Raw genomic sequence first — 25,031 nt, forward strand, 5'->3', positions numbered from 1 at the left:
GCCCAGTGGTTGCACCACTTCCTCGAGCGTGAGCGTAACGGCTGACCAGAGTGCGCCATCCTTGACCATCAGTGCGAGCTCAACTGCCTTGACCTGCGCCAGTCCGACGGCGGTGCTGACGGCAGTGGGCAGCGGCAGTGTACGCTGGAGCACGGGGGCGACCACGGCTTCGATCACGGTAAGCAGTGCGGGGGTGTACAGCGTAACGCTGACGGCCCCCAGTGGTTGCACCACCTCCTCAAGCGTGAGCGTAACGGCCGACCAGAGTGCGCCGTCGCTGACCATCAGTGTGAGCTCAACGACTTTGAGCTGCGCTAGTCCGACGGCGGTGCTGACGGCGGTGGGTACGGGATCAGTGCGCTGGAGCACGGGGGCGACCACGGCCTCCATCACGGTAAGCAGTGCGAATGTGTATTCGGTGACCTTAACGGCGCCGAGTGGTTGCACGACCTCGTCAAGCGTAAACGTAACGGCTGACCAGAGTGCGCCGTCCTTGAGTATCACTACGTCCAGTACGACCTTGAGCTGCGCTAGTCCGACGGCGGTGCTGACGGCAGTGGGTACGGGATCAGTGCGTTGGAGCACGGGGGCGACCACGGCTTCGATCAGTGTGAGCAGTGCGGGGGTGTACAGCGTAACGCTGACGGCCCCCAGTGGTTGTACGACCTCGTCTAGTGTGAGTGTAACGGCCGACCAAAACGCGCCGTCGTTGAGTATCACTACGTCGAGTACGACTTTGAGCTGCGCTAGTCCGACGGCGGTGCTGACGGCGGTGGGTACGGGATCAGTGCGCTGGAGCACGGGGGCGACCACGGCTTCCATCACGGTGAGCAGTGCGGCAGTATACAGCGTAACCTTGACGGCACCGAGTGGTTGCACCACTTCAGCTAGTGTGAGCGTAACGGCTGACCAGAGTGCCCCGTCCTTGACCATCAGTGCGAGCTCAACGGCCTTGACCTGCGCCAGTCCGACGGCGGTGCTGACGGCGGTTGGCAGCGGCAGTGTTCGCTGGAGCACAGGGGCCACCACGGCCTCCATCACGGTGAGCAGTGCGGCTGTGTACTCGGTGACCTTGACTTCGCCCAGTGGTTGCACCACTTCCTCGAGCGTGAGCATAACGGCCGACCAAAGCGCGCCGTCGCTGACGATCACTACGTCCAGTACGACTTTGAGCTGCGCTAGTCCGACGGCGGTGCTGACGGCGGTGGGTACGGGATCAGTGCGCTGGAGCACGGGGGCGACCACGGCTTCGATCACGGTAAGCAGTGCGGGGGTGTACAGCGTGACCTTGACCTCGCCCAGTGGTTGCACTACTTCTTCAAGCGTGAGCATAACGGCCGACCAGAGTGCGCCGTCGCTGAGTATCACTACGTCCAGTACGACCTTGAGCTGCGCTAGTCCGACGGCGGTGCTGACGGCAGTGGGTACAGGATTAGTGCGCTGGAGCACGGGTTCGACTGATCCGAGCATCACGGTAAGCAGTGCGGCCGTGTACTCAGTGACCTTGACGGCCCCCAGTGGTTGCACCACCTCGTCCAGCGTGAGCGTGACGGCTGACCAGAGTGCGCCGTCGCTGAGTATCACTACGTCCAGTACGACCTTGACCTGCGCCAGTCCAACGGCGGTGCTGACGGCAGTGGGTACGGGATCAGTGCGCTGGAGTACGGGGGCGACGACGGCTTCGATCACGGTAAGCAGTGCGGCAGTATACAGTGTAACGCTGACCTCGCCTAGTGGCTGTACCACATCGGCTAGTATAACGGTCACCGCTGATCAGACGGTAGCTGGCCTGAGCCTAACCAATGATGGACCATTAGCCTGTACAGCCAATAGCTTCGTTACCCTCACCGCTTCGGGTGCTCCTGCTGGGTCTATCTTCCGCTTCAGTCCTGGGGCTAGTCAAGCAGGTAGCAGTAACACCGCCACGGTCACGCTGGCCGGCCTCTATTCGGTAACGGCCACAACTCCCAACGGCTGTTTGTCCACGGCTACTACTACCGTCATCGGTGCTAACTGCGGCTTTGCGCTGAGTGGGGTAACTACCATCCGATGTGAAACGATCGACGCAGTCCGGGGCGAACGACGGGTAACGTTCACGCCCCAGTACACGGGCTTGAGCGGTGAGCCAGTGAGCTTCTCGATTGTTAATGAGCTAGCCACCACGACGGCTCCTGGCCCATACACGATGCGCTTGTACAATGACAATCCAGTGATCACGCTGGTGGCTCAGCAGGGGGGCGTAACAACAACCTTCCGCTACAACTGGCTGGCTGGCTGTGATGGGAATACGCCACCGACTGAACCAGTCAATACCCCCCCCGTGGTAGCGAATCCTATCCCGGCCCAAACCGCCACAGTAGGTCAATTCTTTAGCTACCTCATTCCAGCGGGTACCTTCACTGATGCCCAGACGCCTGGTCAGTTGACGTTGCGGGTGACTGACTTACCGGCGGGCCTGGTCTTCTCGGCTCCAGCTACTATCAGCGGTACACCTTCAGTAAGCGGAATCAGTACGTTGACGGTGATAGCCACTGATCCGGGTGGTTTGTCGACTAGTGCTCAATTGACGCTGACAGTTCAGCCGAGCGGGATTGTTTCGCCACCGAGCGGCTTTGCGCTCAGCGGAGTGACGACCGTTCGCTGCGAGACAGTGGACGCAGCCCGAGGAGAACGGCGGGTGACGTTCACACCCCAGTATATGGGCCTGAGCGGTGAGCCGGTGAGCTTCTCGATTGTCAATGAGCTGGGGGCTACTACGGCTGCTGGTCCTTACACGTTACGCTTGTACAGTGACAACCCAGTGATCACGCTGGTAGCTCAGCAGGGCGGGGTGAACAGTACCTTCTCCTACAACTGGTTAGTGGGCTGTGGCTCGAGTCAAGGTCGGGTGGGCGTGTTGTCCGAATCAATCTTACAAGTGCGGGTGTTAGGAAATCCCTTTGTTGGAGACGACCTGGAACTGGAGGTGAAAGGAGCGGATGGACAACCACTGACGGTACGCGTGAGTGACGAACGAGGTTACCCAGCGGCTGAACTGGTGTATCGCGAGACTGCTCAATCCGTAGAGCGATTGCCGGTTCGGGTTGCTGGTGCAGGGGGTGTATATCTACTCCAGGTAAGCATTCCCGGTCAGCAACAAACCGTGAAGGTGATCAAGCGATAAGAAAGCTATAACGTATGAAACGACAATGGGGTCCCAACTGGGACCCCATTGTCGTTTTTGAGGATACTGTATCAGACGTTTTTAACCAATTAAAAAGTGCTCTGCTGGGTTACTTATTAGTTGATTGCCGGTCACGATTGTACGTAACCAGTTCCGCACCTGTCTGTAAGCCGAATGTATTTTATGAGTTCTTCAGTACATAGAGCGTACTGAAGAAGCCGAAGAATTGAGCCAAATCATTTATTCGCACAAGCTGCGATCAACCAGCGTCTTATTACCACTACTATTGATATAATAGCAAATTCCTTTGGGGCCTTTTATGTAAAATCGGGCGGTCTGGTTGGCGCGGATAGTAGGTTGGCCGGTGCGTGGCTGGGAGTTAGGGGCAGCATTAGCCGGCTGTATCGCAACGGCGGGAGTTGGTTGGGGAGTAGGAACTGATCGGGGAGAACTCAGCTGGCTGATCACCAAGTTCTGCGCCGTGAGTGCCTGCGTTAGGTGCTCGTTGCTAATCTTCAAGGCCTGATTCTCTTTTTCTAGATTAGTCGAATTGAGTGCGTACTGCGTCTGCTTTTTCAGTTCGTCTACGAGTACGTTTAATTGCCGGATCTGGGACTGGAGTTCCGTAACCGTAGCCGTCAGCTCTTCGTATCGATGGTCCGGTTGCGGAGCGGCAGAGGTAACCGATGCGGACGCCGACTGTTGGGGAGGACTTGTTTTGCGAGAGCGAGTGGGGGCCCTTTCTTTCTCTTTTTTCGCAACAGTAGCGGTCGGCTTACGGCTGAACGTAAATCGTTTGGTTGTACGGGCGCAGGATGAAGCGGCCAATGAACTGAGAAGAATTAGAAGTAGTAAATAATTTTTCATAAAGAGTAAAGAACGGGTATACGTATGTAGTGAATAGGGGTTCATTAAGACGTTAACTCTAGTAGTCTTATCTGGCATCTTGACTAGACTGTAAAGCATATATGTCTGAATGTTAGTGAATTATTGTGATAATTCACTAACTGCCGTAGCCCAAAAGTCCACGACAAGGACTAACCAATCGCTTTATTTTATGGTCTTGGTGTAGATAAAGGTGGCGCAGCTTGCCGTTTTCTACCACAACAAAAAACCGATCCCAGGATCGGTTTTTTGTGCTTATTATATAGGTCATCAAACGTAATGACGGCCTTATTTGATCTGAACACTGATCTTCTTATCAGCTTGCCCAACCGTAAACTGACAATCGCTGAATTTAGGGGCTGCTACGGTTGGTCTGAAATTCTGGCTGAAGCCATAGGGCTCTTTGGGGATACCAAACATGCGCTTGTCCATCTGTCCGTTGTTATTTTCGTCGTGGTAAACGGCAACGGCATAATCGCCGGGTTCTACTGAAAACGTGACCTGAACGTTCTTGCCATTAATAGCTGATTTCTTTCCTTCGAACGGCTTTCCTTGCGGAAAATCCTTGCCAGGCTTGAACAAAGCAACAAAAAGTGTTCCCTTCGTTGATTGAATCTCCTGTACGTCAACGGTTAGGCTAACCTTAGGAGCGGCTGACGTCGAGTGGAGCGGATCAATGAACAGGCTAAGAAGCGAAAGCAAAATGAACATACAGGGCGGTGTTTTTTCCTAAAACGGGATTATCTTGCAATTATGATAGCGCAGCCGACTTTACCGCCTAAACGATGGATCACCAAACCGTTTCCTGATTCAATGGAACAACGGCGGGCTATTTCGATGCTGACCGATTCGCTGAAAGTAAGTCCGTTCCTGGCTTCGCTGCTGGTTCAGCGTGGTATTTATACCTTTGAGGAAGCGCGATTGTTTTTTCGACCCGAACTCGACCACCTCCATAATCCATTCGCGATGAAGGATATGGACCGGGCCATTACCCGGCTACAGATGGCGATGTTGCCCGAGCGGCAAGAAAAAATTCTGATTTACGGCGATTACGACGTCGATGGAACAACATCGGTAGCGCTGGTGTATGGCTTTCTGCAAAACTATCACGATCAGATCGATCACTACATTCCAGATCGATACAAAGAAGGCTACGGTATTTCCCGGCAGGGAATCGAATGGGCTGCTGAGAACGGCTTCTCGCTGATTATTGCGCTCGACTGCGGGATCAAATCAGTTGATCGGATCGCCGAAGCCAAAGAACTCGGGATCGACTTCATCATTTGTGATCACCACCGTCCCGGCGACACGTTACCGGAGGCAGCCGCCGTGCTCGATCCGAAGCGTAACGATTGCCAGTACCCGTACAAAGAACTCAGCGGCTGTGGCGTAGGCTTCAAGCTCCTGCAGGCATTCTGTCTGCACAAAGGGATTCCGCTGGAGGACCTGTATCCGTATCTTGATTTGGTCGCCGTCAGCATTGCGTCGGATATCGTCCCGATTACGGGTGAGAACCGAGTGATGGCGCACTACGGCTTAAAATATCTTAACGCGCAACCTCGAACGGGGCTAAAAGCGTTAATCAAAGTGGCGGGCTTCAGAAACGAACTGGACATTACGAATGTCGTGTTCGGCTTAGGTCCCCGAATAAACGCGGCTGGGCGGATTCAGCATGCTAAAGCTGCGGTGCAACTGCTGCTGGCCGAGTCAGAAGAAGAAGCCGATGAGTTCGCAATGGCGGTTAATAAGCATAACAACAGCCGTCGTGAGTTTGACAGCAGCATGACGGAGCAGGCGCTGGACATGATCCGAAACAATGAAACATTGGTAAACGCTAAATCGACGGTACTCTTTGATGCCAGCTGGCACAAGGGCGTAATCGGCATTGTGGCGTCACGTTGCATCGAACATTTTCATCGCCCGACCATCATCCTGACGCAATCTCATGACAAAGCAGCTGGTTCGGCCCGATCGGTACCGGGTTTTGATGTGTACGAAGCCATCGAAGAATGTGCTGATCTGCTGGAACAGTTCGGCGGACATACGTTTGCGGCTGGTATGACCATGCCGATTGACAACATTGATGCGTTTCGGGAAAAGTTTGAAGCGGTCGTTTCCCGAAAAATTCTGGAGGAGCACCTGACGCCCCTCGTAGATATTGACATGCCGCTTGATTTCAGTGAGATCAACGACAAGCTCTTCCGGATTGTCAAACAGATGGGGCCGTTTGGTCCACATAACATGCAGCCTGTCTTTAAAACAGACGACGTGTATCTGGTTAGCGACCCCGTTATTATGAAAGAGAAGCACCTGAAGCTGACCGTCCGCCAGCGCCGAACGGAGCATACGCTGACGGCCATTGGCTTCGGAATGGCGTCGCTGGCTGATCAGTTACAGTCCGGCGAACCGTTCTCGATCTGTTATCAAGTAGAGCAGAATCACTTCAATGGAAACGTATCGCTGCAACTGATGTTAAAGGATATAAAATACCCCTAATTGATCCTGATTGAGTAAGAACGTACGTAACGAACGTACTCAGGTAAGGATAGCCTTTATGCTTTTAAGAACCGAGAACTTAGTTAAGAAATACGGCTCCCGGTACGTGAACAGCAACGTATCGTATCAGGTAGCACAGGGTGAAATTGTGGGTTTATTGGGACCAAACGGTGCTGGTAAAACGACTTCGTTCTACATGGCAGTGGGCCTTGTGAAACCCAATAGCGGCAAAGTTTTCATTGATGATACGGACGTAACAGACCTGCCTATGTACAAGCGGGCGCGGCTGGGACTAGGCTATCTAGCGCAGGAAGCGTCTGTCTTCCGGGATTTGACGGTTGAAGAAAACGTATTAGCCGTTCTAGAAATGACAGATCTTTCCAAGAAGCAGCAAAAGGAAAAAGTTGAAGAGCTACTGGAAGAGTTCAGTCTGACGCACGTACGAAAAAACAAAGGTAAAGTCCTATCAGGTGGTGAGCGCCGACGTACCGAAATTGCCCGGGCGCTGGCCGTCGATCCTAACTTTATTCTGCTTGATGAGCCTTTCGCTGGGGTCGACCCGATTGCTGTTGAAGATATTCAGGGGATTGTGGCCAAGCTCAAACACCGTAACATTGGAATTCTGATCACCGACCACAACGTAAACGAAACCCTGTCCATCACTGACCGGGCGTATCTGCTGTTCGAGGGGAAAATTCTGAAACAGGGAACCGCCGAAGAGTTAGCCAACGACGAACAGGTTCGGCGGGTCTACTTGGGACAGCATTTTGAACTGAAGCGGAAAATTTAAGCTGTCAACGTCTGGCAAACGACGTCATACAGGTCACCAACAGTAAACGGGCGAATCGAAGGCCTTGCGCCGGTTTCTACAAGCCAGAGAGGAAACAGACCGAAACCTTCGCTATGGAATAGATATTCGTTTGGTCCCAGCTTAAAGGCTTCGCGTATATCTGTCCAGTCAATGTTGAATTGCTTTTGGGTTGCTTCTAGAAGATCGGTGCCGTCGTCGCCCGTAACCCCCATATCTTTCTCCAGAAGGGTGGCGGGCGTAATTGCTTTACGCAATGGGTATCCCGTAAAGTCCCGCACGAACAAAGCAAATTCATCGAAAGTGGGCACGGGGGAAGGTTCTTCACGCATGGTCGTCAGTTCGATTTAACCCAATACCTCCCGCAACACCGGCAACGACTTGACCTCGCCGACGGAGTCGACATGAATCTGGTAATAGGCGACTAGTGCATCGAGGAGCTCGTTACGGGCCGACCGGGTGAGTAAAATAGGTGTGCCCAGCGGCTGGCGAACCATAATATTGAGGGCTGTCTCCATCTCGTCGTCCGGGAGGAACGCGTAGGAGTTTTCGCGGAGCTGGTCTTCAAATTCGCGGGCGCCCTCTGGGCCGAACCCCAGGAAGAAGGAAAGTTTGAGGAGGAAGGCGAGGTGAAAATTCTCAAAATTCGACTGAGCATACTCCAGAAATAGAATTGAGTCGACCAGAAAACGAAACAAAATCGGGCTGCCCGCTTCCTCTTTCAGAACTTTGTTCAGCATCTCCGTAATGAACATGCCGATGGTCGATTTAGCGACTTCGAAGGGGAGGCTCTGAAAGGGATAAAGTGTTTTTACCTCCGAAAGCCGGTGTAAATCACGATCGTTCTTGTAATAAACGACCATGTCGAGTAGGGTCAAAGGCTGGAAAAAGGCAATCCGGTTGTTCTTACTCTTGGCTGACCGTACGCCGTTGACAATGTAACTCTGGAGGCCAAATTCTTCGGTGTAAACGCGGGCAATGATGGACGTTTCGCGGTAGCGTATGTAACTAAGGGCAATCCCGCGTGTTTTTTGTAGCATAGCGGTGAGTAATAAACGAGCTAATTTAACTCTTTTAGCCGAGGAACCTCTTAGCAAGTACAACCGGATAGTCGCATGAAACTCTACAAAACCCAATCCAGCATCATTCTCGAAGAACAGCAGCGTTATTACCAGCTACCAGCTACGAACTGGGATGATTTAGTCAATCAGGATAATCTGTTCAGCGAGTTGCAGATGATGCTGACATCGCTGGAGCCGCTGGCCGACTGGGTACCCACCGACTTACTGGCGCCCATTGGCCAGCAGGAAGTATGGGCATCGGGCGTTACGTATCTGCGTAGCCGCGACGCCCGGATGGAAGAGTCAAAAAAGGCTGGGGGGGACAATTTTTACGACCGGGTTTATGACGCCGAGCGGCCGGAATTATTCTTTAAATCAACTTCAACGCGCGTTGTTGCACCGGGCGCCGACGTACGAATCCGGGCCGATTCAACCTGGAACGTGCCAGAGCCTGAACTCACGCTATATATTACGTCGTCAGGTAAGATTGTTGGCTATACCTGTGGCAACGACATGAGCTCGCGGAGTATCGAAGGGGAAAACCCGCTCTATCTGCCGCAGGCGAAAACGTACGATGGCAGCGCTGCGCTGGGTCCTTGCCTGTACGTACCCGAAACGCCAATCGAGCCAACGGCAGAAATCCGGCTGGAGATCATTCGTGATGATCAGGCCGCATTTACGGGTAGTATCGCCATCGACCAGATGAAGCGTCAGCACGATGAACTAGCCTCCTTCTTATTCCGGGAGTGTTCGTTTCCGGTCGGCTGTTATCTGATGACCGGTACGGGGCTGGTGCCGCCGGATGATTTTACGCTCCGCTCCGGTGATGAAATCAGCATCACCATCGACGGAATTGGAACGTTGACCAATACCGTAGCCTAGCCACACGTTGCGTCGGCTACTCCGTCGCAACGACCCGAATCCCGGCTTTTACGTCGGCTACTTTGGTTCTCAAGGCATCAAGTGACTCGTCCATGACGGTGACGTGACCCATTTTGCGGAAGGGTTTAGTGATGGCTTTGCCGTAGAAAAATGGGAAAACGCCCGGCATGGCGAGTAACGTTTCAAGTCCTTCGTATACGGCTGGACCGGTAAAGCCATCTTCACCTAGTAGATTGAGCATTGCCGCGGGCTGGTAAGCGGCCGTAGCGCCGAGCGGGTAGTTAAGAATGGCCCGCCAGTGCTGCTCGAACTGCGACGTTACGTTCGCCCGAATAGTCTGGTGACCGCTGTTATGAGGACGAGGAGCGACTTCGTTGATTAGCAAGTTGCCTTGCTTGTCGAGAAACAACTCGACAGCTAGTAACCCTACAATACCGAACGCATCAGCGGTTTGACGGGCAATCGTCTGTGCTTGTTGATCGATATCAGCGGTGATCTGGGCGGGGGCAAAGAGGTACTCAACCAGATTCAGCTCTGGGTGAAAAACCATTTCGACCGTGGGGAACGTCTGCGTTTCGCCCCGCTCGTTGCGGGCTACGATGACGGCAAGCTCTTTCTCGAAATCGACAGCTTTTTCCAGCAGTCCCGGTGCATCGAAGGCTTTTTCCTGATCGGCAACCGAGCTGATACGTTGGACCCCCCGGCCGTCGTACCCATCCCGACCAAGTTTGTGAAAAGCGGGGAAGAAATCGGGTTGTTCCGTCAGCAATTGTGCTACGTCGGCCCGGTTCTGGGTCAGGATGAAATCGGCCGTTGGTAGGTTGTTGTCGCGGTAAAACTGTTTCTGTAGCCGTTTGTCCTGAATTAAACGAATGACCGATGGTTGCGGAAAAACTTTCTTTCCGTCGCGTTCCAGGGCTTCCAACGCGTCGACATTAACTTTCTCAATCTCAATGGTTAGTACATCGACCGTCTGGCCAAACTGATAAACGGTGTCGTAATCGGTAAGAGAACCCTGCGTAAACTGGGTGCAAAGGTTTCGGCAGGGAGCTTCGGCGTCGGGGTCGAGAATATGAACCCGCAGGTTCCAGTCAATAGCCGCTTGTAGCAACATCAGGCCTAGTTGGCCACCGCCGAGAATACCGATAGTAGGAGTCACGAAAGAAGGAGTAAAAACGTAATGAACCAGGAATCTGCGCGCAAAATTACCGCAAAATCCCTGGTTCATCAATCGATTAATCTTTCTGCGTGATGTCCGATCCGCCCGACTTGCTCTTGGCCAGTACTTTGGCGGACCCGTAATAATAAATATCTGACCCGCCCGATGCCTTCATTGTCAACTCCTGGGTGGCTTTGACGTATACATCCGCTCCGCCCGATGCACTGGCTGAACACACCGATGCTGTTAGCTTGCGAGCGTCGAGGTCGGCACCACCAGATCCGCTGGCGTTTAGCGTTCTGGCTGACCCTTCTAAAACAGCATCCGCTCCGCCCGAAGCCGATACGTTCAGATCATCAGCTTTCAGCTTCATCGTCAGATCCGAACCACCCGCTACGGATATATTCAGGTCGTCGAACGACATCGAACCTTCCCCAAGAACGTCGGCTCCGCCGGAGGCCGACAGGCTGCTTAACTGCTTGAAGGTAAGGTAGGCTTTTACGTACTTGTTCTTGCCAAAGTTAAAGCCCCAGTTCATCCCATTCCGTTCGATATAGAGCTTGAGAACACCATTCTTAATTTCCGATTTTACGTCCTCCTCATCGACGCCTTTTACGTCGAACGTGAGTTTCTCAGCGTTGCCCTGAGTTAAATAAAGATCGATGCCGCTGCTGACACTCAACCCGGTAAAACCAGAAACAGGACGGGATTTCTTCCAGTCTTCAGTGGCGTGGAGACTGGTAACAAAAAAGGCGGTAGCTAGTAGGAGGATTTTCATGGTCGAAGTGGTTACTTTGAATCAAGATGGTAAAGAAACCGGTTTCGTTGCATCGACAGGCGCAAAATGTCCGCTTTTACTTGAAAGACTGTCCGTTCCCGGACGATATTGAGTTATTGAAAAAGAGTAGCGTGCTGATAGATAATGAGTTACTTATTGTGGCACGACGCTTGACCTAAACATAAAATAACCTGCGTGTTCAATTGCATACTCGTATGATTCAGCTTCAGAATGTATCAAAATTTTACCCAGCCGGTTTTGGACGGGCTTATGTCCTGCGAAATATTAATCTCGATATACAGTCGGGTGAGTTTGTATCTATCATGGGGCCGTCGGGTTCGGGGAAATCAACGCTTCTTCACATTCTAGGGCTGCTGGAAGAGCCTTCGGAGGGCGAATACCTATTTGATGGGCAACCGGTTCATAAGCTCTCCGAAAAGAAGCGGACTGAATTGCACCGGACCCGGATTGGTTTCGTGTTTCAGGCATACCATCTGATCGATGAACTAACGGTGTACGAAAACATCGAAACGCCCCTGTTGTACAAAGGGACCAGTGGTTCAGAACGGAAAAGCCGCGTAGCTGAACTGCTCGACCGGTTCAACATGGTGGCGAAGAAAGATTTGTTTCCGGCGCAGTTATCCGGTGGTCAGCAGCAACTGGTTGGTATTGCCCGGGCGCTGGCCGCTGAGCCGAGCGTCATATTTGCGGATGAACCAACGGGAAACCTCCACTCCGATCAGGCGCGGGAAATTATGGAACTCTTCCACGAACTGAACCAGAAAGATGGGGTCACCATCGTACAGGTAACTCATTCGGAAATTAACGCTGAATACGGTTCGCGCATCATCCGGCTGAAAGATGGCTGGCTAGAACCACAGGTAGTGGCGCATTAAGTCAGGATTCGGACTGGGCCAGGCGCTGTTCGAGTGTTGTCATCCAGTACTGAATTCGTTCGGGAGAGCCCCATTGGGTGAAGAACTGGACACCCGCTACGTTGGCCGCAAAAACAGCGTCAGCATTAGCTAGGACATACGGTGTAAACAAACCTTCCTGGACCTTTGGGAATGTACGTAACAATCTCCGCCGGGTGATGCCGTTGATGCAGCCTGTAGCCAGCGAGGGGGTAACGAGTTGATTCCCACAGAACCAGAATAGATTGGACGCAATACACTCCGCCAGATGGCCTGACTGGTCAAGCAGTAGCATGTCATCGGATTGATTGTCTAGTTTAGCCAGGCCCGCCAACACGTAGGGGAGGGCGTTCAAGGTTTTGATTCCCGAGACAGGAGAGCTCGATAGCCGTACTGCATCAAAAATATCGACTCTGGTTCGCTGCGATAACGTAAAAGGCTGACTTGGACGAGCCGAAATTAATACGTTTGCCTGGTGGGTGGTGGGCGTGTACAAACCGCCTGGTTGCCGCCAGATCTGCACCTTGATCCGGGCCGTTTGCAACTGGAGCTGATTAGCGGTTAGCAGTTGGTCAATTAGTTGCGGCAACGTATCGATAGAAACGCTGTCAGGAAACGTAAGATGAAGAGCGCTGAGGCCTTCCTGAATACGATCGGTGTGATCCGGCCAGTTCTGAAGCCGTTCCTGTTCATAACGGACGGTTTCGAAAAAGCCGTCGCCGTATTGAAAAGCCCGGTCGTCGGCTGGCAATGCAAACGACGTTTCGTCGACGATGGTCCCATTATAAACCAGAAACATACTCAGTTTACGCCGTTTATCCCAAAACGGTGTACGTGTGGGAGATAAATTCGTACTATTAACATCTCAAAGATAACATGATGACCGTGGTTTACCGGAATGCAGGGAGTTTGTTGCTGTGTCTGATTGGCGCCATTGCTGTTGCGCAACCAGGAACCAATAAACCTGCGGCAGCTGCCAGCAATCCATCATCCTATTCGAGCACAACGGCTACGCCACCCTTGCTTGGCCTTCAGCAGTGTATTGATGTTGCCTTACAGAACAACATTCAGATTCGTCAGGGGCGTTTGACTGTTGACAACAGCGAGCTGGCGTTGCGACAGGCCCGGCTGAATCTGCTACCGACGACGTTCTTTCAGGCTAGTCAGGCTCTGAATGGAGGACGTAGCATCAACCCACAGTCAAACGAATTCGTCCAGCGAAGTATTGGTTCGGGTAGTTACCAGTTGAATGCCTCAGCAACACTGTACAACGGGTTATCGCTACGTAATACCATCAAACAGAACAAACTGGCGCTGGAGGCCAGTCAGCAGGAACTGAACGCGACGCAAAATACGGTGTCGATTACAGTCGCGCAGAATTACCTGAACGTGCTAACTGGTAAAGAGCAACTGGCCATTGCCCGGCGCCAGGCCGAGGTATCACAGGCGCAACTTGACCGAACGCAACGACTGGTTAATGCGGGTTCCGCCCCTGAAGCGAACCTGTTTGAACTGCGTGCAACGTTGGCCAGTAACGAACTGGATATTGTTAACGCACAGAATACACTCGATCTGGCTAAACTAGCCTTACTGCAAGCCATGAATGTGCCGATCAATCAGGACTTTGATGTCGAACAGATTGCTATACCTGATCCAGGTCAGGCTCCCTACGGAGAAACGGTACAACAGATTTTCGACGTAGCCACTAACAACCTGCCCGAAATAAAGGGCGCTGATTTGCGCGTGAAGAGTGCCGCGTTGGGTGTACAGGTGGCCAAAGGGGGGCTTTATCCCACGCTAACCTTGAACGGTAACCTAAGTAGCTTATACTCAAGTGCCGCCAGCACACAATCGTTGAGCGGCTCGTCGAACCAGCAGCTGATCGGGTTTACTACGAACCCGGACGGAACCCAGCAGCCGATCTACGCGAATATTCCAGGGTACGATTACCGGGGGGTTGGTTATTTCAACCAATTAGAAAATAACTTTAATCGGTCGGTGTCGCTATTCTTACGCGTCCCTATCTTTCAGGGTAACTTATCCCGCAACCGGATCACAACAGCCAAAATTCAGCAGCAGAATGCGGAGTTAACCGCTTTGAACACACGGTTGCAGTTACGTCAGCAGGTTGAAACAGCTTACACAAATATGCGGGCAGGAGCCAACCGATTCCGGGCCACCCAGGCGCAGGTCGCTTCACTAGAACGAGCATTTCAGGCTGCTGAAAGCCGGTTAAACGCCGGGGCGATCAATGCAACCGATTATAGTATTGCCAAGACGAATCTGGACCGGGCGCGGGCTAGCTTGGTGCAGGCAAAATACGATTACGTATTTCGAACAAAAATTCTAGACTTTTATCAAAATAAACCCCTTGGTTTTTAGACGATAGCGTGAGGGGCGGAAAGCTCAAAGAAGCTTTTTAGTATCTACGCTTCGTCGTACATTGCGCTCTATGAAAAAGAAGTCAAACCGCGTCTGGTGGATACTAGGCGGCATTGTCGTTCTCCTGATTGTTGGTTTTGTGGCTGCTAAGCAAGCTGGCATCATCGGTAAACCTGAAGCTACCGAAGTCGATTTCGTGATCGTTAACCGAGCTAGTATTATCGAGCGCGTGAGCGCATCTGGCCGGGTACAGCCACAGGTTGAAGTCAAAATCAGTCCCGACGTATCAGGGGAGATCATAGGGTTATATGTCAATGAAGGGGATCCTGTTAAGGCGGGTCAACTGTTGTGCCGAATTCGCCCGGATAACTACGAGTCGCTGATGTCGCGGGCGCAGGCAACGGTCAATTCCAGTAAAGCTCAGTTTGAGCAGGCGAAAGCTAGTGTTGCGCAGTCAGAAGCGCGGCTTATCCGAGCCAGAGCTGATTTCGAGCGGAATCGGAAACTGCTGACCGATAAAGTGATCTCGACGGCTGACTTTGAAACGAGTGAAGCAAATTATAACGTAGCAAAACAGGAAGTAGAAGCGGCCAGAGCCAACGTCCGGGCCGCGCAGTTCAACATCCAAAGTTCACAGGCTAGTCTACGCGACGCGAGTGAAAACCTACGTAAAACAACGATCTACGCTCCCGTAAACGGTACTGTTTCCAAACTAAACGTCGAATTAGGCGAGCGGGTGGTAGGTACGTCGCAGATGGCGGGGACCGAAATTATGCGGATTGCGAACTTGCAGAACATGGAAGTGCGGGTCAATGTCAATGAAAATGATATCGTGCGCGTCAACCTGGGTGATACGGCTGATATTGAAGTTGATTCGTACGCGATGGCTGGCCGCAAATTCAAGGGAGTCGTGTATGAGATTGCCAATACGGCGAATGGGTTGACTAGTTCGTCCGGGGCCGCTGCGGCCGCGTCGCTGGCTGCCGATGCCGTAACGGAGTTCGAGGTAAAAGTGAAAATTCTCAACAGCTCCTACGAAGATTTATTGGCCCAGAAAGACAAGAAAGGATACCCCTTTAAGCCGGGAATGACTGCTTCGGTTGAGATCATTACCGACCGAAAATCAAATGTACTGGCGGTGCCAATTGCAGCCGTAACGACGCGAGGAGCTGATTCGACCGACGTAAAAGAAAGCGAAGACGAAGAAAACAAGTCAACGAATGCGCCAGCAGCGAAGAAAGAAGTTCCGAAAGAGATCGTCTTTGTGAGCCAGGGTGGAAAGGCGGTGCAGCGCGAAGTGAAAACCGGTATCAGTGACTTCGAAAATATTGAAATTACCGGTGGTCTGAAACAAGGTGAACAAGTCATTGCCGGACCGTTCATTGCGGTGTCGAAAAAACTAAAAAATGGGGATGTCGTGGTCAAGCGCGACCCGAATAAGACGAAGAAAAAAGAAGGTGATGAAAGCAAATAAGATCGTTTTCGCCTGATAGCTGATTCAGGAAGACGCCCGGTATATTACCGGGCGTTTTTACTTTTGAGGCAAACACGTATCCTGATGAATCGCTTTTTCCGCCTTGTTGGCCTGTGTTCGTTACTGATCGGTATGCAATACCCGCTAAAATCATTGGCTCAAGCGAGCACTCGCTACGAAGCGAACTGGGCGTCGATCGATAGTCGACCCATACCGACCTGGTTTGAGGATGCCAAGTTTGGCATTTTTATCCATTGGGGATTGTTCTCCGTGCCAGCCTACGCACCCACGGCCCGCGACGGGGTAGGCGTGTATGACCGGTACGCCGAATGGTACTGGCAAAAAGTGCGCGATCCGAAAAGCGCTACCTATCCGTTCTTTACCAAGTTTCAGGATCGGGTGTATGGCGAGGGATTCAAGTATCAGGATTTCGTCAAAGACTTTACCTGCGATTTTTTCCAGCCCGATGAATGGGCTGATGTCATTAAGCAGTCGGGCGCTCGTTACGTGGTGCTGACCAGCAAACACCACGAAGGCTTTACTCTCTGGCCGAGTGCACAAGCCTGGAACTGGAACACAGTAGACGTTGGTCCGCACCGCGATTTGGCGGGTGATCTTATCAAGTCCGTAAAGAATAAAGGGCTACGAATGGGTTACTATTATTCGCTCTACGAGTGGTTCAATCCGCTTTACAAGAGCGATGTGAACGCCTATGTCGATAACCACATGATTCCTCAGATGAAGGATCTGGTAACGCGTTACCAACCAGACATTGTCTGGACCGATGGCGAGTGGGATCATCCGTCTGACGTCTGGAAAAGTACCCAATTTCTGGCCTGGCTGTACAACGATTCACCCGTAAAGAATGACGTAGTTGTCAATGACCGATGGGGTAAGGAAACCCGCTCGAAACACGGCGGCATTTTTACGACGGAGTATGATTTAGTCCACGACGGCGATTCCGAAAACACCAAGTTTACCCGCCCCTGGGAAGAATGTCGGGGTATTGGTGGCTCGTTTGGTTACAACCGCGCCGAAAACCTGGAAGATTACTCAACCTCAAAGCAGTTGGTCGATATTCTGATCAATAAAGTGGCCCGCGGAGGCAACCTATTGCTGAACATTGGACCAACGGCCGATGGACGCATTCCGGTAATCATGCAGCAGCGTCTGCACGACATCGGCGACTGGTTGGCTGTCAACAGCGAAGCTATTTACGGTACGCGCTCCTGGGACAAAGCGCCCAAAGTAACGAATGATACCAAGCTCTTCTTTACGCAGAAAGGAAACGATCTCTACGTGATCACAACTGCCTGGCCCGACAGTCCGCTATTGGTAGCGGGCCTAACCAAAAAGCCTGCGAACGTGACACTGTTAGGGTACAAAGGCAACGTAACGACATCTGCCAATGGCAAATCGATGCGGCTAACGATGCCATCAGTAACGCCAGCTACGGTGCCCTGTCAGCATGCCTGGGTATTTAAATTGGAGGGCGCATTGTAGCTTTGCCTTATGAAAGTGCAACAACCGACCCGAATTACTATGGTTGGCGGGGGGAGCTGGGCGACAGCGCTCGTCAAAATCCTGTCCGAAAACAACGTAACTGTGAAGTGGTGGCTTCGTAAAAAAAGCGATGCCGATCACATCAAGAAGTTTGGGCATAACCCGAGCTATTTGAGTGATGTACAGATCAATACCCGCCGGGTGAAAGTGTGCACTAAAATCCGAGAAGCCTTCAAGGATAGTGACTACGTCGTACTGGCCATTCCGGCGGCATTCATTGCCGACGCGCTTACGGGAATTCAGCCCGAGCACTTTGCGGGCAAATGCGTTGTATCAGCGATTAAAGGAATTATTCCCGAGACGCACCAACTGGTTACGGATTGGATTGGCGAGCGGTACAACGTGCCGGCCGAACTCCTGTCGGTTATTGCCGGACCTTGCCACGCTGAGGAAGTAGCACTGGAAAAATACTCGTACCTGACCATCGCGTCGCAGGGGGCTGAATGCGCCGAAACAGTCGCCAGTTTGTTACGTTGCCGGTTCGTGCAAACTACTCCAGTCGACGATATCTACGGGATCGAGTATGCTGCCGTAATGAAAAACATTGTGGCGCTGGCCTGTGGAATTACACGCGGCCTAGGTTACGGTGATAATTTCCAGGCGGTGCTGGTGTCGAACGCCATGCAGGAAATTAAACGCTTTGTCGACGCTACGCACGTCAAGCACCGGGATTTGAGCGGTTCGGCCTATCTGGGCGACCTGCTCGTAACGGCCTATTCGCCCTTTAGCCGCAACCGAACCTTCGGTACGTTGATTGGACGTGGGTACACTATTCAGTCTGCACAGGCGGAGATGAACATGATCGCCGAAGGATACTACGCAGTGAAAAGTATATTTGAAATCAATCAGCAGTACAGGGTTGACATGCCCATCGTCAACGCCGTGTACAACATACTGTACGAACGGGCCGCGCCGACGAATGAAATGAATAGCCTGAAAAAATTGTTAAAGTAAACGGGGAGAGTAGTTCAGCTAATAAAGCCAGTAAAAGAAAAGGCCCCCTGTCGAAACAGAGGGCCCAATACGTTTATAGCGTTGTCGGTAATGTTACCGGCAGTTGTGCCTTAGCTAAATTACTTCGCGCTATCCGACATCATCGTCGAAGCCGAATCCGTAGCCATGGTCGAATCGCCCATCATGGTCGATGCAGAATCCGTAGACATGGTACCTTCGGTCGTCGTGGTCGTTTCAGTTTCGGTCTTTTTCGAGCTGCAAGAAGTTGCAAGGGCGATCATGGCCATGAAAAAGAAGGCAGATTTCGTAATTGCTTTCATAGTTTTGGAGCGTTTTTGTTTAAGTGATTATTGGAACAATGTCAACGTTAATACTCTATAGGGAAAAAGGTAACCCAACTTTTTTTAACTTTTTTTTTGGGTTACGTTTCGACCGTATTCGTATTAAGTAATGAATCAACAAAATGAAGGAAAGTAAACGGCTGGAGTTGACTGATACGGAGTTATTGGTGGGCCTGGCCGAGGGATCTAACGAGGTACTGCTGCAACTGTACCGACGCTACTTCCCAATGGTACTTCACTTTATAACGAGCAACAGCGGTAGTGAGGATGATGCCAAGGACATCTATCAGGAAGCGTTGGTACTGCTTTATGAAAAGGCAAAGAGCGGCTCGTTTGAGCTGCAGGCTCAGCTAAAAACGTATCTCTATTCGGTTGTTCGTCGTTTGTGGTTAAAGCATCTGGCGCAGCGTAGTCGATTTATGGTACGAGATGTTGAGCAACCTGTCAATGAAGAGGCCGCTCTTGAACAGTTGAGTGACGATTTGTTCGATCACGAAGAACGTGATCGTCAGTTCAACCTAATGGCCGAATCGCTGGGTAGGCTTGGAGAGCCCTGCAAGACACTGCTGGAAGACTTCTACATTCAGCATTTGAGTATGCAGGAGATAACGGAGAAGTTTGGTTACACCAACGCCGATAACGCCAAGACACAGAAGTATAAATGCCTGATGCGGCTGAAACGACTGTTTTTTGCGGAGTACAAAGAGAAATAACGACGAACTGCTAGGATCATACGCGATCCGGCTACCAAAAGAGCTGGACTCCGTCGGACTGATTACCTGAAACGAACCAAAGTGAACATGGAAACGAACGACGAAATCGACATTGAACGGGCACTGCGATCTTACGGAGATCGTATCCGTTTTCGGCAGCAACTGACGTCCATTCAGGAGCAACTGACTATGGAGTCCATGCGCGAATCCACCGATTCTTCTTCAACTGGAAAGATTGAGGAAGGACGAATTCGGTCGTTATGGCGTGCCTATCGGACTACGCTGGCGGTTGCCGCTTCTGCCGCTGTGATCACAACGTTTGGTTCTATTTTCCTGTACCGAGCCTACCAAGACGGTCATCAACAGCAGGTTCAGCAGTATCGTCAGCTCAGTAAAGAAATACAGGCGGTTAGAACGTCGCAGCGTCGACTGATTAATGACATTAACGGTCGCGGTCGCGGTCTGAACGTCAATCCCGCGCAGGTAGCAGGTAGCGGTTTTCTGCTAACATCTGATGGTTATTTTGTGACTAACAACCACATTATCCAAAACGCGGATTCCGTTTACGTACAAAGCTCAAAAGGGGAAGTATATAAAGCCAAAGTTGTTCATGCTGATGCAATGCATGATCTGGCTATTCTGCAGCTCAGTGACGATAGTTCATTTCAGACGCTTCCTTCGGTTCCGTATTGTTTCGAACTGAAGCCGTCGGATCTGGGTGAGCGTGTATACACCCTGGGGTATCCTCGCGAGGAAATTGTGTACGGAGAAGGCTATCTAAGTTCAGGCACTGGTTACCGGGGCGACTCAACGGCTTATCAGGTAGCCATCAGTGTTAATCCTGGTAATTCAGGAGGCCCATTGCTGAATGAAAAAGGAAATGTAATCGGCATTATCAGCGGTAAGCAGACAACAGCCGAGGATGTGAGCTTTGCTGTTAAGACCAACTACCTCTTTGAAGCGCTCAATGGCGTTTCTGCTGAGGAAATGAAAGGCCAGCCAATTCGGCTGAACCACAAAAACACGCTGGCTAAACTGTCGCGGAAGCAGCAGATCAAACGGGTACAAGACTACGTGTATCAGGTTAAGGTATTCAAGCATAAAGAGTAAAATAAAGTATGGATCGGTCCAACATTTCGTAGTCAACGGGTGTTATGTCTCAGGCTTAACACGACGATTATGAAAAAGATAATGACCCTTATGGCCGCTATGGCCCTTACGCTGGCAGTTGTTTCAGCGCAGGATACAAAACAAAACGCGAAAGAAACGGCTAAACAGGCAGGACGGACAGCTGATGCTGCCGCTGACAAAGCTGGACGCGAAACAAAAGAAGCGGGCCGCAAGGTATCCAGAGCCGCCAAAAATACCGGCGAGGATATCAAAGACGGTACGAACAAAGTGCTCAACAAGGCAGATCGTAAGATGAAGAAAGCCGAGCGAAAACTGGATAACTCGAACTAGTTGTCCTGATTTAATTTTTTGGTGCATGTCAGCTGTGCTACTGTCGATGATGGTAGCACAGTTTTTATTAGTAGGTAAAACAAAGACGCACGTCTTTACAAAATGGCTGTTTCAGTACTTTTATTCGGAATTGCTCGGGATCTGGTTGGGCAGAACTCAATTGTTATTGCTCCTCGGCCAAGTATGCATGTGGCTGACCTGCTGAGCGACGTACATCAGCAGTACCCAGCAATCCAAGGAATCAAGTCGCTGCTGGTTGCCGTTAATGGCGAGTACGCAGAACCGGATCAGTTGATTAACGAAACCGACGAGGTGGCCCTCATTCCACCCGTAAGTGGCGGCTAAGTTATTAGCCTGTAGACGGTTGTTTGAAATAATTAATTTGTTGGCTGATGATTGAATTAGTTACTGACCCGATTGATGTCCCAGCGGCACTTGCTTATTTGCATACCGGCGAAGCGGGCGCTGTAGATTTGTTTCTGGGCGTAGTGCGCAATAATACTCAGGAGCGTGCTGTAGACCGGCTGGAGTACGAGTCTTATGACCGAATGGCGGTCAGTGAGATGCAAAAAATTGCTGACCAAGCACAGGAAAAATGGCCTGTGCTTAAATACGCTATCATTCATCGGAAGGGAACTCTGCAAATCGGCGAAATGGCTGTATTGATTGGCGTAGCTACTGCACATAGGGCCGACGCGTTCGAAGCGTGCCGGTATATCATCGACACCATTAAACAAACGGTACCAATCTGGAAAAAAGAAGTGTTTACCGACGGTGAAGTCTGGGTCAACGCTCATCCCTGATTAGGGTGTCTGAGTCGTTTTTAGTCGACGCGTTGATTTGCTGATGTCGTACGTGCCAACGATGGGATAATGATCGGAATACTTGACGTAGTTAATCGTTTCAAAGTCCAGTACAGAAATAACTGGATCGTGAAACTGATGATCGATTCGAATAAAACCCGGTGCTCGGTTGTACGTAAAGCCAAAACCGCGGCCTTCTTCTTCAAAACTATTGGGGAGTACCCGGCGAAGTTCTTCGTAAACAACGCTATAAGGTGTATCGTTGTGGTCGCCTGTTACGATAACCGGGTAGTCGCTCTCCTGAATGTGCTGAATAACCCGTTGAACCTGTTCTTTACGTTCGATAAATCCATTGCGTAGGGCGCTCAGTACTCCTCTGGTTTCGTGTTTAACACCCTGTATTTCTTGCTGCTTTAGAACACGACCAACCCGAATACCCATGGACTGAAGGTGGACGTTGATGACCCGGACCGTATCGTTGCCCACTTTGATATCGGCCCAGAGCAAACCATTGTTCCCGTTGAAGGGCTCCCGACCAGAATTGATAATCGGGTAAACCGAAAAAATTGCTGTTCCGATTTGACCCATTTGCGAATTAACGTTTGCTGGATTTAACAGAACCGAATGCTTGTAGCCTGCCTGATGAAACCGACCGACAATGTTGTAGTCTGGAATGGGTGAGGAAACGTAAAATTCCTGGAAACATTTGACCGGCGCATCGTAACGTAACGCAAAGTTGATCAAGCGCCGGGCGCGCGGAGTACTGTGCTCCCGTTCCAGCCGATCGTCCAGGCCGAACGCCTGAACGTTGTAGCTAAATACTTTCAGAGGAACGCCACCTGCCGGAATAGCCTTCGGCGAATCCCAGGAAAAGGTACGCTGGCCAAATAAGATAATACCGACCAGCAGAACCAAACCTGATAACCAGCTTCGCCAGGGGCGACTTATCAGCCAGGCAATCACGCAAGCCAGATTAAGCAACCAGGCGATTGGGATGGAAATCATAACCATTCCCGCTGACCAATGCTGGGTTGGTAAATCATGAAGGAGCCAATAGCTAAAAAAGGTATAAAGTGCCAGCAGAATATTCAGCGACCAGAACACCGACCGAAAAAATTGAAAAATCAGGTTACCAATCCGAATAGCTGATACTGTCATGTGTGCTGGGAAATGAGCTCGTTGAGCCCTAAAATTAAGTGATTACGAGCATAAACCCGTATGGAGATGCAGGAAGCAGTCTTGCGCATAAGGAAAGAATGTACTATCTTTGCCCCAGAAATGGTAACTAGTATTGGTGAAAAAAAAGGGAGTCGGACTCCCTTTTTTGTTAGCCTTATTTTATGAACGATAAGGAACGCATAATAGAATTGTTACAGCCATACCTGGACAACGATCGCATTTATGTGGTTGACATTCAAGTAGCTGGACGTCAGGGCGGGCGTCTGAAAGTAACGATACTGCTGGATAGCGATGCTGGTATTACCATTGATGAGTGTGCCTCCATTAGTCGCCAGTTGGGTGGACAAATGGACGAAATGAATTTTTTTGGTGAAGCACCATTTACGCTGGAAGTTTCGTCGCCCGGCGTTGATTTTCCGCTCACGTTTCCCCGTCAGTATGTACGTAACATTGGCCGGCAGCTAGCTGTTACGTTGACGGATGGACGAGTCTGGAAAGGAACGCTGGATGCGGTTGAAGAGGACCAGATTATTCTGGACGTAGTGCCCGAAAAAAAATCGAAAAGTCAGCTAAAAAAAGAAGCGCTCTTACAGGCTGAAGCACCTGTAGCTGGTCCAACAGCCGTTTCATTCGGACAAATTCAGAAAGCAAACGTTGAAATTTCCTTTAAATAGTGGCGGACAGATTCAGTCCTAAACTTGAAAACCATACTTAGAAAATGACCAGCGGACTACTAATCGAATCATTTGCTGATTTTGCCCGGTCGAAGAACATTGACCGGCCCACCATGATCGCCATTCTGGAAGAGGTCTTCCGGACAATGATTCGCAAAAAATACGGCACTGACGAAAACTTTGATGTGATTATCAACGCAGAAAGCGGAGACCTCGAAATGTGGCGCACGCGCGAAATCGTTGATGATGAATCGGAGGATATCTGGGATTACGATAAAATCCCCCTCGCTGAAGCCCGTAAAATTCAGGATGACTTCGAAGTTGGCGAACAGGTCGCTGAAGAAGTCAAACTGGAAGACTTCGGCCGTCGGGTTGTACAAACCGCTCGGCAAACCCTGATTCAACGGATCAAGGACATGGAGAAAGAAGTTCTCTACCAGAAATATAAAGATCAGGTAGGGGATTTGGTCAGCGCTGAAGTGTATCAATTACTGAAACACGAAATCATTCTGACGGACGGCGAAGGCAACGAACTGAGCCTACCTCGTACGGAACAAATTTCGAAAGACCGTTACCGTAAGGGAGAAGCCGTTAAAGCGGTTATCAGCCGGGTTGATATGCTGAACGGAACACCGAAAATCGTTCTGTCCCGTACATCACCGGTGTTCTTGGAGCGTCTCTTTGAAATTGAGGTGCCTGAAATCTATGATGGACTGATTTCGATTCGTAAAATCGTCCGGGAGCCGGGCGAGCGGGCGAAAGTAGCCGTTGAATCATACGATGATCGCATCGATCCGGTAGGTGCCTGCGTAGGGATGAAAGGATCGCGTATTCATGGCATCGTTCGGGAGCTTGGTAACGAAAACATTGACGTTATTAACTACACCGAAAACCTGGAATTGCTCATTAGCCGGGCACTAAGCCCGGCTAAGGTTAGTTCAATGAACATTGACCGTGATACCAAACGGGTATCTGTTTTCCTGAAACCTGACCAGGTATCACTGGCTATCGGTAAGGGTGGACAGAATATCAAGCTGGCTGGCCGACTGGTGGACATGGAAATCGATGTATTCCGGGATAACGAAGGCCAGGAAGACGACGAAGACGTTGACCTGATGGAGTTCTCGGATGAGATTGATGAGTGGATGATTCAGGAGCTGCGTAAAGTGGGTCTTGATACCGCGAAGAGCGTGCTGGCTCTCAGCAAAGAAGAACTCGTTCGTCGGACAGATCTTGAAGAAGATACGGTCGAGGAAATCATGAGTATTCTGAAACAGGAGTTCGAGTAAGCGTAGTCATCACTCATAAAGGTCTTCGTTTAGCGGATAAAACGATAAACGA

At 51.0% G+C, this 25,031-nt stretch carries 26 protein-coding genes; 16 read left to right on the forward strand and 10 right to left on the reverse strand.

The genetic code is table 11. The annotated features are described in order from the left end of the window. Nucleotides 1-1,017, reverse strand: a 1,017-nt coding sequence (locus tag ACYVAD_RS21685) for a hypothetical protein (protein ID WP_461141635.1), incomplete at its 3' end; no start/stop codon positions are given. Here ACYVAD_RS21685 and ACYVAD_RS21690 point away from each other — a divergent pair. Next, entirely contained in the window at nucleotides 953-3,163 is a 2,211-nt protein-coding gene (locus ACYVAD_RS21690) for a putative Ig domain-containing protein (protein WP_461141636.1), read from the forward strand. The genes ACYVAD_RS21685 and ACYVAD_RS21690 overlap by 65 nt on opposite strands. 240 nt (nucleotides 3,164-3,403) lie before the next feature. Here ACYVAD_RS21690 and ACYVAD_RS21695 read toward each other — a convergent pair whose 3' ends face one another. Both ACYVAD_RS21695 and ACYVAD_RS21700 read right to left on the reverse strand, forming a co-directional pair. Next, nucleotides 3,404-4,030 carry a hypothetical protein gene (locus tag ACYVAD_RS21695; RefSeq protein ID WP_461141637.1) on the reverse strand — a complete coding sequence of 209 codons (627 nt, stop codon included), beginning with the start codon at nucleotides 4,028-4,030 and terminating at the stop codon, nucleotides 3,404-3,406. 306 nt (nucleotides 4,031-4,336) lie between these two features. Next, the gene (locus ACYVAD_RS21700) at nucleotides 4,337-4,759 is read right to left on the reverse strand and encodes a DUF2141 domain-containing protein (protein WP_461141638.1); all 423 of its coding nucleotides are present in this window, start codon (nucleotides 4,757-4,759) and stop codon (nucleotides 4,337-4,339) included. A 42-nt stretch (nucleotides 4,760-4,801) separates the two neighbouring features. Between ACYVAD_RS21700 and recJ the strand changes: the two genes are divergently transcribed. Next, nucleotides 4,802-6,544: a single-stranded-DNA-specific exonuclease RecJ gene (gene recJ, locus ACYVAD_RS21705; protein ID WP_461141639.1), complete on the forward strand. Its 1,743-nt coding sequence runs from the start codon at nucleotides 4,802-4,804 to the stop codon at nucleotides 6,542-6,544. A gap of 58 nt (nucleotides 6,545-6,602) precedes the next feature. Next, nucleotides 6,603-7,334 (forward strand): LPS export ABC transporter ATP-binding protein, encoded by a 732-nt coding sequence (gene lptB, locus ACYVAD_RS21710; protein ID WP_461141640.1) that lies wholly within the window; start codon nucleotides 6,603-6,605, stop codon nucleotides 7,332-7,334. Here the strand turns inward: lptB and ACYVAD_RS21715 are convergent. Both ACYVAD_RS21715 and recO read right to left on the reverse strand, forming a co-directional pair. Further along, entirely contained in the window at nucleotides 7,331-7,684 is a 354-nt protein-coding gene (locus ACYVAD_RS21715; protein ID WP_461141641.1) for a hypothetical protein, read from the reverse strand. The genes lptB and ACYVAD_RS21715 overlap by 4 nt on opposite strands. 15 nt (nucleotides 7,685-7,699) lie before the next feature. Beyond that, nucleotides 7,700-8,392 carry a DNA repair protein RecO gene (recO, locus tag ACYVAD_RS21720; RefSeq protein WP_461141642.1) on the reverse strand — a complete coding sequence of 231 codons (693 nt, stop codon included), beginning with the start codon at nucleotides 8,390-8,392 and terminating at the stop codon, nucleotides 7,700-7,702. A 75-nt stretch (nucleotides 8,393-8,467) separates the two neighbouring features. Here recO and ACYVAD_RS21725 point away from each other — a divergent pair, with 75 nt between their 5' ends. Continuing rightward, nucleotides 8,468-9,295, forward strand: coding sequence for a fumarylacetoacetate hydrolase family protein (locus ACYVAD_RS21725; RefSeq protein ID WP_461141643.1), 828 nt, complete (start codon nucleotides 8,468-8,470; stop codon nucleotides 9,293-9,295). Between the two features lie 16 nt (nucleotides 9,296-9,311). Here ACYVAD_RS21725 and ACYVAD_RS21730 read toward each other — a convergent pair whose 3' ends face one another. Both ACYVAD_RS21730 and ACYVAD_RS21735 read right to left on the reverse strand, forming a co-directional pair. Further along, nucleotides 9,312-10,454 carry a 5-(carboxyamino)imidazole ribonucleotide synthase gene (locus ACYVAD_RS21730; protein WP_461141644.1) on the reverse strand — a complete coding sequence of 381 codons (1,143 nt, stop codon included), beginning with the start codon at nucleotides 10,452-10,454 and terminating at the stop codon, nucleotides 9,312-9,314. 76 nt (nucleotides 10,455-10,530) lie between these two features. Then, complete coding sequence (locus tag ACYVAD_RS21735; RefSeq protein WP_461141645.1) at nucleotides 10,531-11,232, reverse strand: head GIN domain-containing protein; 702 nt, start codon at nucleotides 11,230-11,232, stop codon at nucleotides 10,531-10,533. Between the two features lie 215 nt (nucleotides 11,233-11,447). Here ACYVAD_RS21735 and ACYVAD_RS21740 point away from each other — a divergent pair, with 215 nt between their 5' ends. Beyond that, the gene (locus ACYVAD_RS21740) at nucleotides 11,448-12,128 is read left to right on the forward strand and encodes an ABC transporter ATP-binding protein (protein ID WP_461141646.1); all 681 of its coding nucleotides are present in this window, start codon (nucleotides 11,448-11,450) and stop codon (nucleotides 12,126-12,128) included. Between the two features lies 1 nt (nucleotide 12,129). On the opposite strand, the gene ACYVAD_RS21745 is transcribed toward ACYVAD_RS21740, so the two are convergent. Beyond that, a complete protein-coding gene (locus ACYVAD_RS21745; RefSeq protein ID WP_461141647.1) occupies nucleotides 12,130-12,945 on the reverse strand; it encodes an aminotransferase class IV in 816 nt (271 codons plus the stop codon). 77 nt (nucleotides 12,946-13,022) lie between these two features. Here ACYVAD_RS21745 and ACYVAD_RS21750 point away from each other — a divergent pair, with 77 nt between their 5' ends. The 4 genes from ACYVAD_RS21750 (at nucleotide 13,023) to ACYVAD_RS21765 (ending at nucleotide 18,519) form a co-directional block, all read left to right on the forward strand. Beyond that, complete coding sequence (locus tag ACYVAD_RS21750; RefSeq protein WP_461141648.1) at nucleotides 13,023-14,528, forward strand: TolC family protein; 1,506 nt, start codon at nucleotides 13,023-13,025, stop codon at nucleotides 14,526-14,528. Between the two features lie 70 nt (nucleotides 14,529-14,598). Then, on the forward strand, nucleotides 14,599-16,002 hold the full coding sequence (locus ACYVAD_RS21755) for an efflux RND transporter periplasmic adaptor subunit (protein ID WP_461141649.1): 1,404 nt from the start codon (nucleotides 14,599-14,601) through the stop codon (nucleotides 16,000-16,002). Between the two features lie 84 nt (nucleotides 16,003-16,086). After that, nucleotides 16,087-17,505 carry an alpha-L-fucosidase gene (locus ACYVAD_RS21760; RefSeq protein ID WP_461141650.1) on the forward strand — a complete coding sequence of 473 codons (1,419 nt, stop codon included), beginning with the start codon at nucleotides 16,087-16,089 and terminating at the stop codon, nucleotides 17,503-17,505. A 9-nt stretch (nucleotides 17,506-17,514) separates the two neighbouring features. Further along, nucleotides 17,515-18,519 carry an NAD(P)H-dependent glycerol-3-phosphate dehydrogenase gene (locus ACYVAD_RS21765; RefSeq protein WP_461141651.1) on the forward strand — a complete coding sequence of 335 codons (1,005 nt, stop codon included), beginning with the start codon at nucleotides 17,515-17,517 and terminating at the stop codon, nucleotides 18,517-18,519. A gap of 119 nt (nucleotides 18,520-18,638) precedes the next feature. Here ACYVAD_RS21765 and ACYVAD_RS21770 read toward each other — a convergent pair whose 3' ends face one another. Continuing rightward, entirely contained in the window at nucleotides 18,639-18,839 is a 201-nt protein-coding gene (locus tag ACYVAD_RS21770; protein ID WP_461141652.1) for a hypothetical protein, read from the reverse strand. 143 nt (nucleotides 18,840-18,982) lie between these two features. On the opposite strand from ACYVAD_RS21770, the gene ACYVAD_RS21775 reads away from it, so the two are divergent. The 5 genes from ACYVAD_RS21775 to ACYVAD_RS21795 all read left to right on the forward strand — a co-directional run bounded on the left by ACYVAD_RS21775 (nucleotide 18,983) and on the right by ACYVAD_RS21795 (nucleotide 21,837). Next, nucleotides 18,983-19,573, forward strand: a complete 591-nt coding sequence (locus ACYVAD_RS21775; RefSeq protein ID WP_461141653.1) for an RNA polymerase sigma factor — start codon at nucleotides 18,983-18,985, stop codon at nucleotides 19,571-19,573. An 87-nt stretch (nucleotides 19,574-19,660) separates the two neighbouring features. Next, complete coding sequence (locus ACYVAD_RS21780; protein WP_461141654.1) at nucleotides 19,661-20,683, forward strand: S1C family serine protease; 1,023 nt, start codon at nucleotides 19,661-19,663, stop codon at nucleotides 20,681-20,683. A 69-nt stretch (nucleotides 20,684-20,752) separates the two neighbouring features. Next, a complete protein-coding gene (locus tag ACYVAD_RS21785) occupies nucleotides 20,753-21,034 on the forward strand; it encodes a hypothetical protein (RefSeq protein WP_461141655.1) in 282 nt (93 codons plus the stop codon). 102 nt (nucleotides 21,035-21,136) lie between these two features. Further along, nucleotides 21,137-21,379 (forward strand): MoaD/ThiS family protein, encoded by a 243-nt coding sequence (locus ACYVAD_RS21790; protein ID WP_461141656.1) that lies wholly within the window; start codon nucleotides 21,137-21,139, stop codon nucleotides 21,377-21,379. Between the two features lie 47 nt (nucleotides 21,380-21,426). After that, nucleotides 21,427-21,837 (forward strand): molybdenum cofactor biosynthesis protein MoaE, encoded by a 411-nt coding sequence (locus ACYVAD_RS21795; RefSeq protein ID WP_461141657.1) that lies wholly within the window; start codon nucleotides 21,427-21,429, stop codon nucleotides 21,835-21,837. Here the strand turns inward: ACYVAD_RS21795 and ACYVAD_RS21800 are convergent, their stop codons facing one another. Further along, the gene (locus ACYVAD_RS21800) at nucleotides 21,838-22,995 is read right to left on the reverse strand and encodes an endonuclease/exonuclease/phosphatase family protein (protein ID WP_461141658.1); all 1,158 of its coding nucleotides are present in this window, start codon (nucleotides 22,993-22,995) and stop codon (nucleotides 21,838-21,840) included. A gap of 182 nt (nucleotides 22,996-23,177) precedes the next feature. Here ACYVAD_RS21800 and ACYVAD_RS21805 point away from each other — a divergent pair, with 182 nt between their 5' ends. Then, the gene (locus ACYVAD_RS21805; RefSeq protein WP_461141659.1) at nucleotides 23,178-23,690 is read left to right on the forward strand and encodes a ribosome maturation factor RimP; all 513 of its coding nucleotides are present in this window, start codon (nucleotides 23,178-23,180) and stop codon (nucleotides 23,688-23,690) included. 44 nt (nucleotides 23,691-23,734) lie between these two features. Next, a complete protein-coding gene (nusA, locus tag ACYVAD_RS21810) occupies nucleotides 23,735-24,979 on the forward strand; it encodes a transcription termination factor NusA (RefSeq protein ID WP_461141660.1) in 1,245 nt (414 codons plus the stop codon). Nucleotides 24,980-25,031: the final 52 nt, after the last annotated feature.

This window comes from Spirosoma pomorum (genome assembly GCF_054776615.1).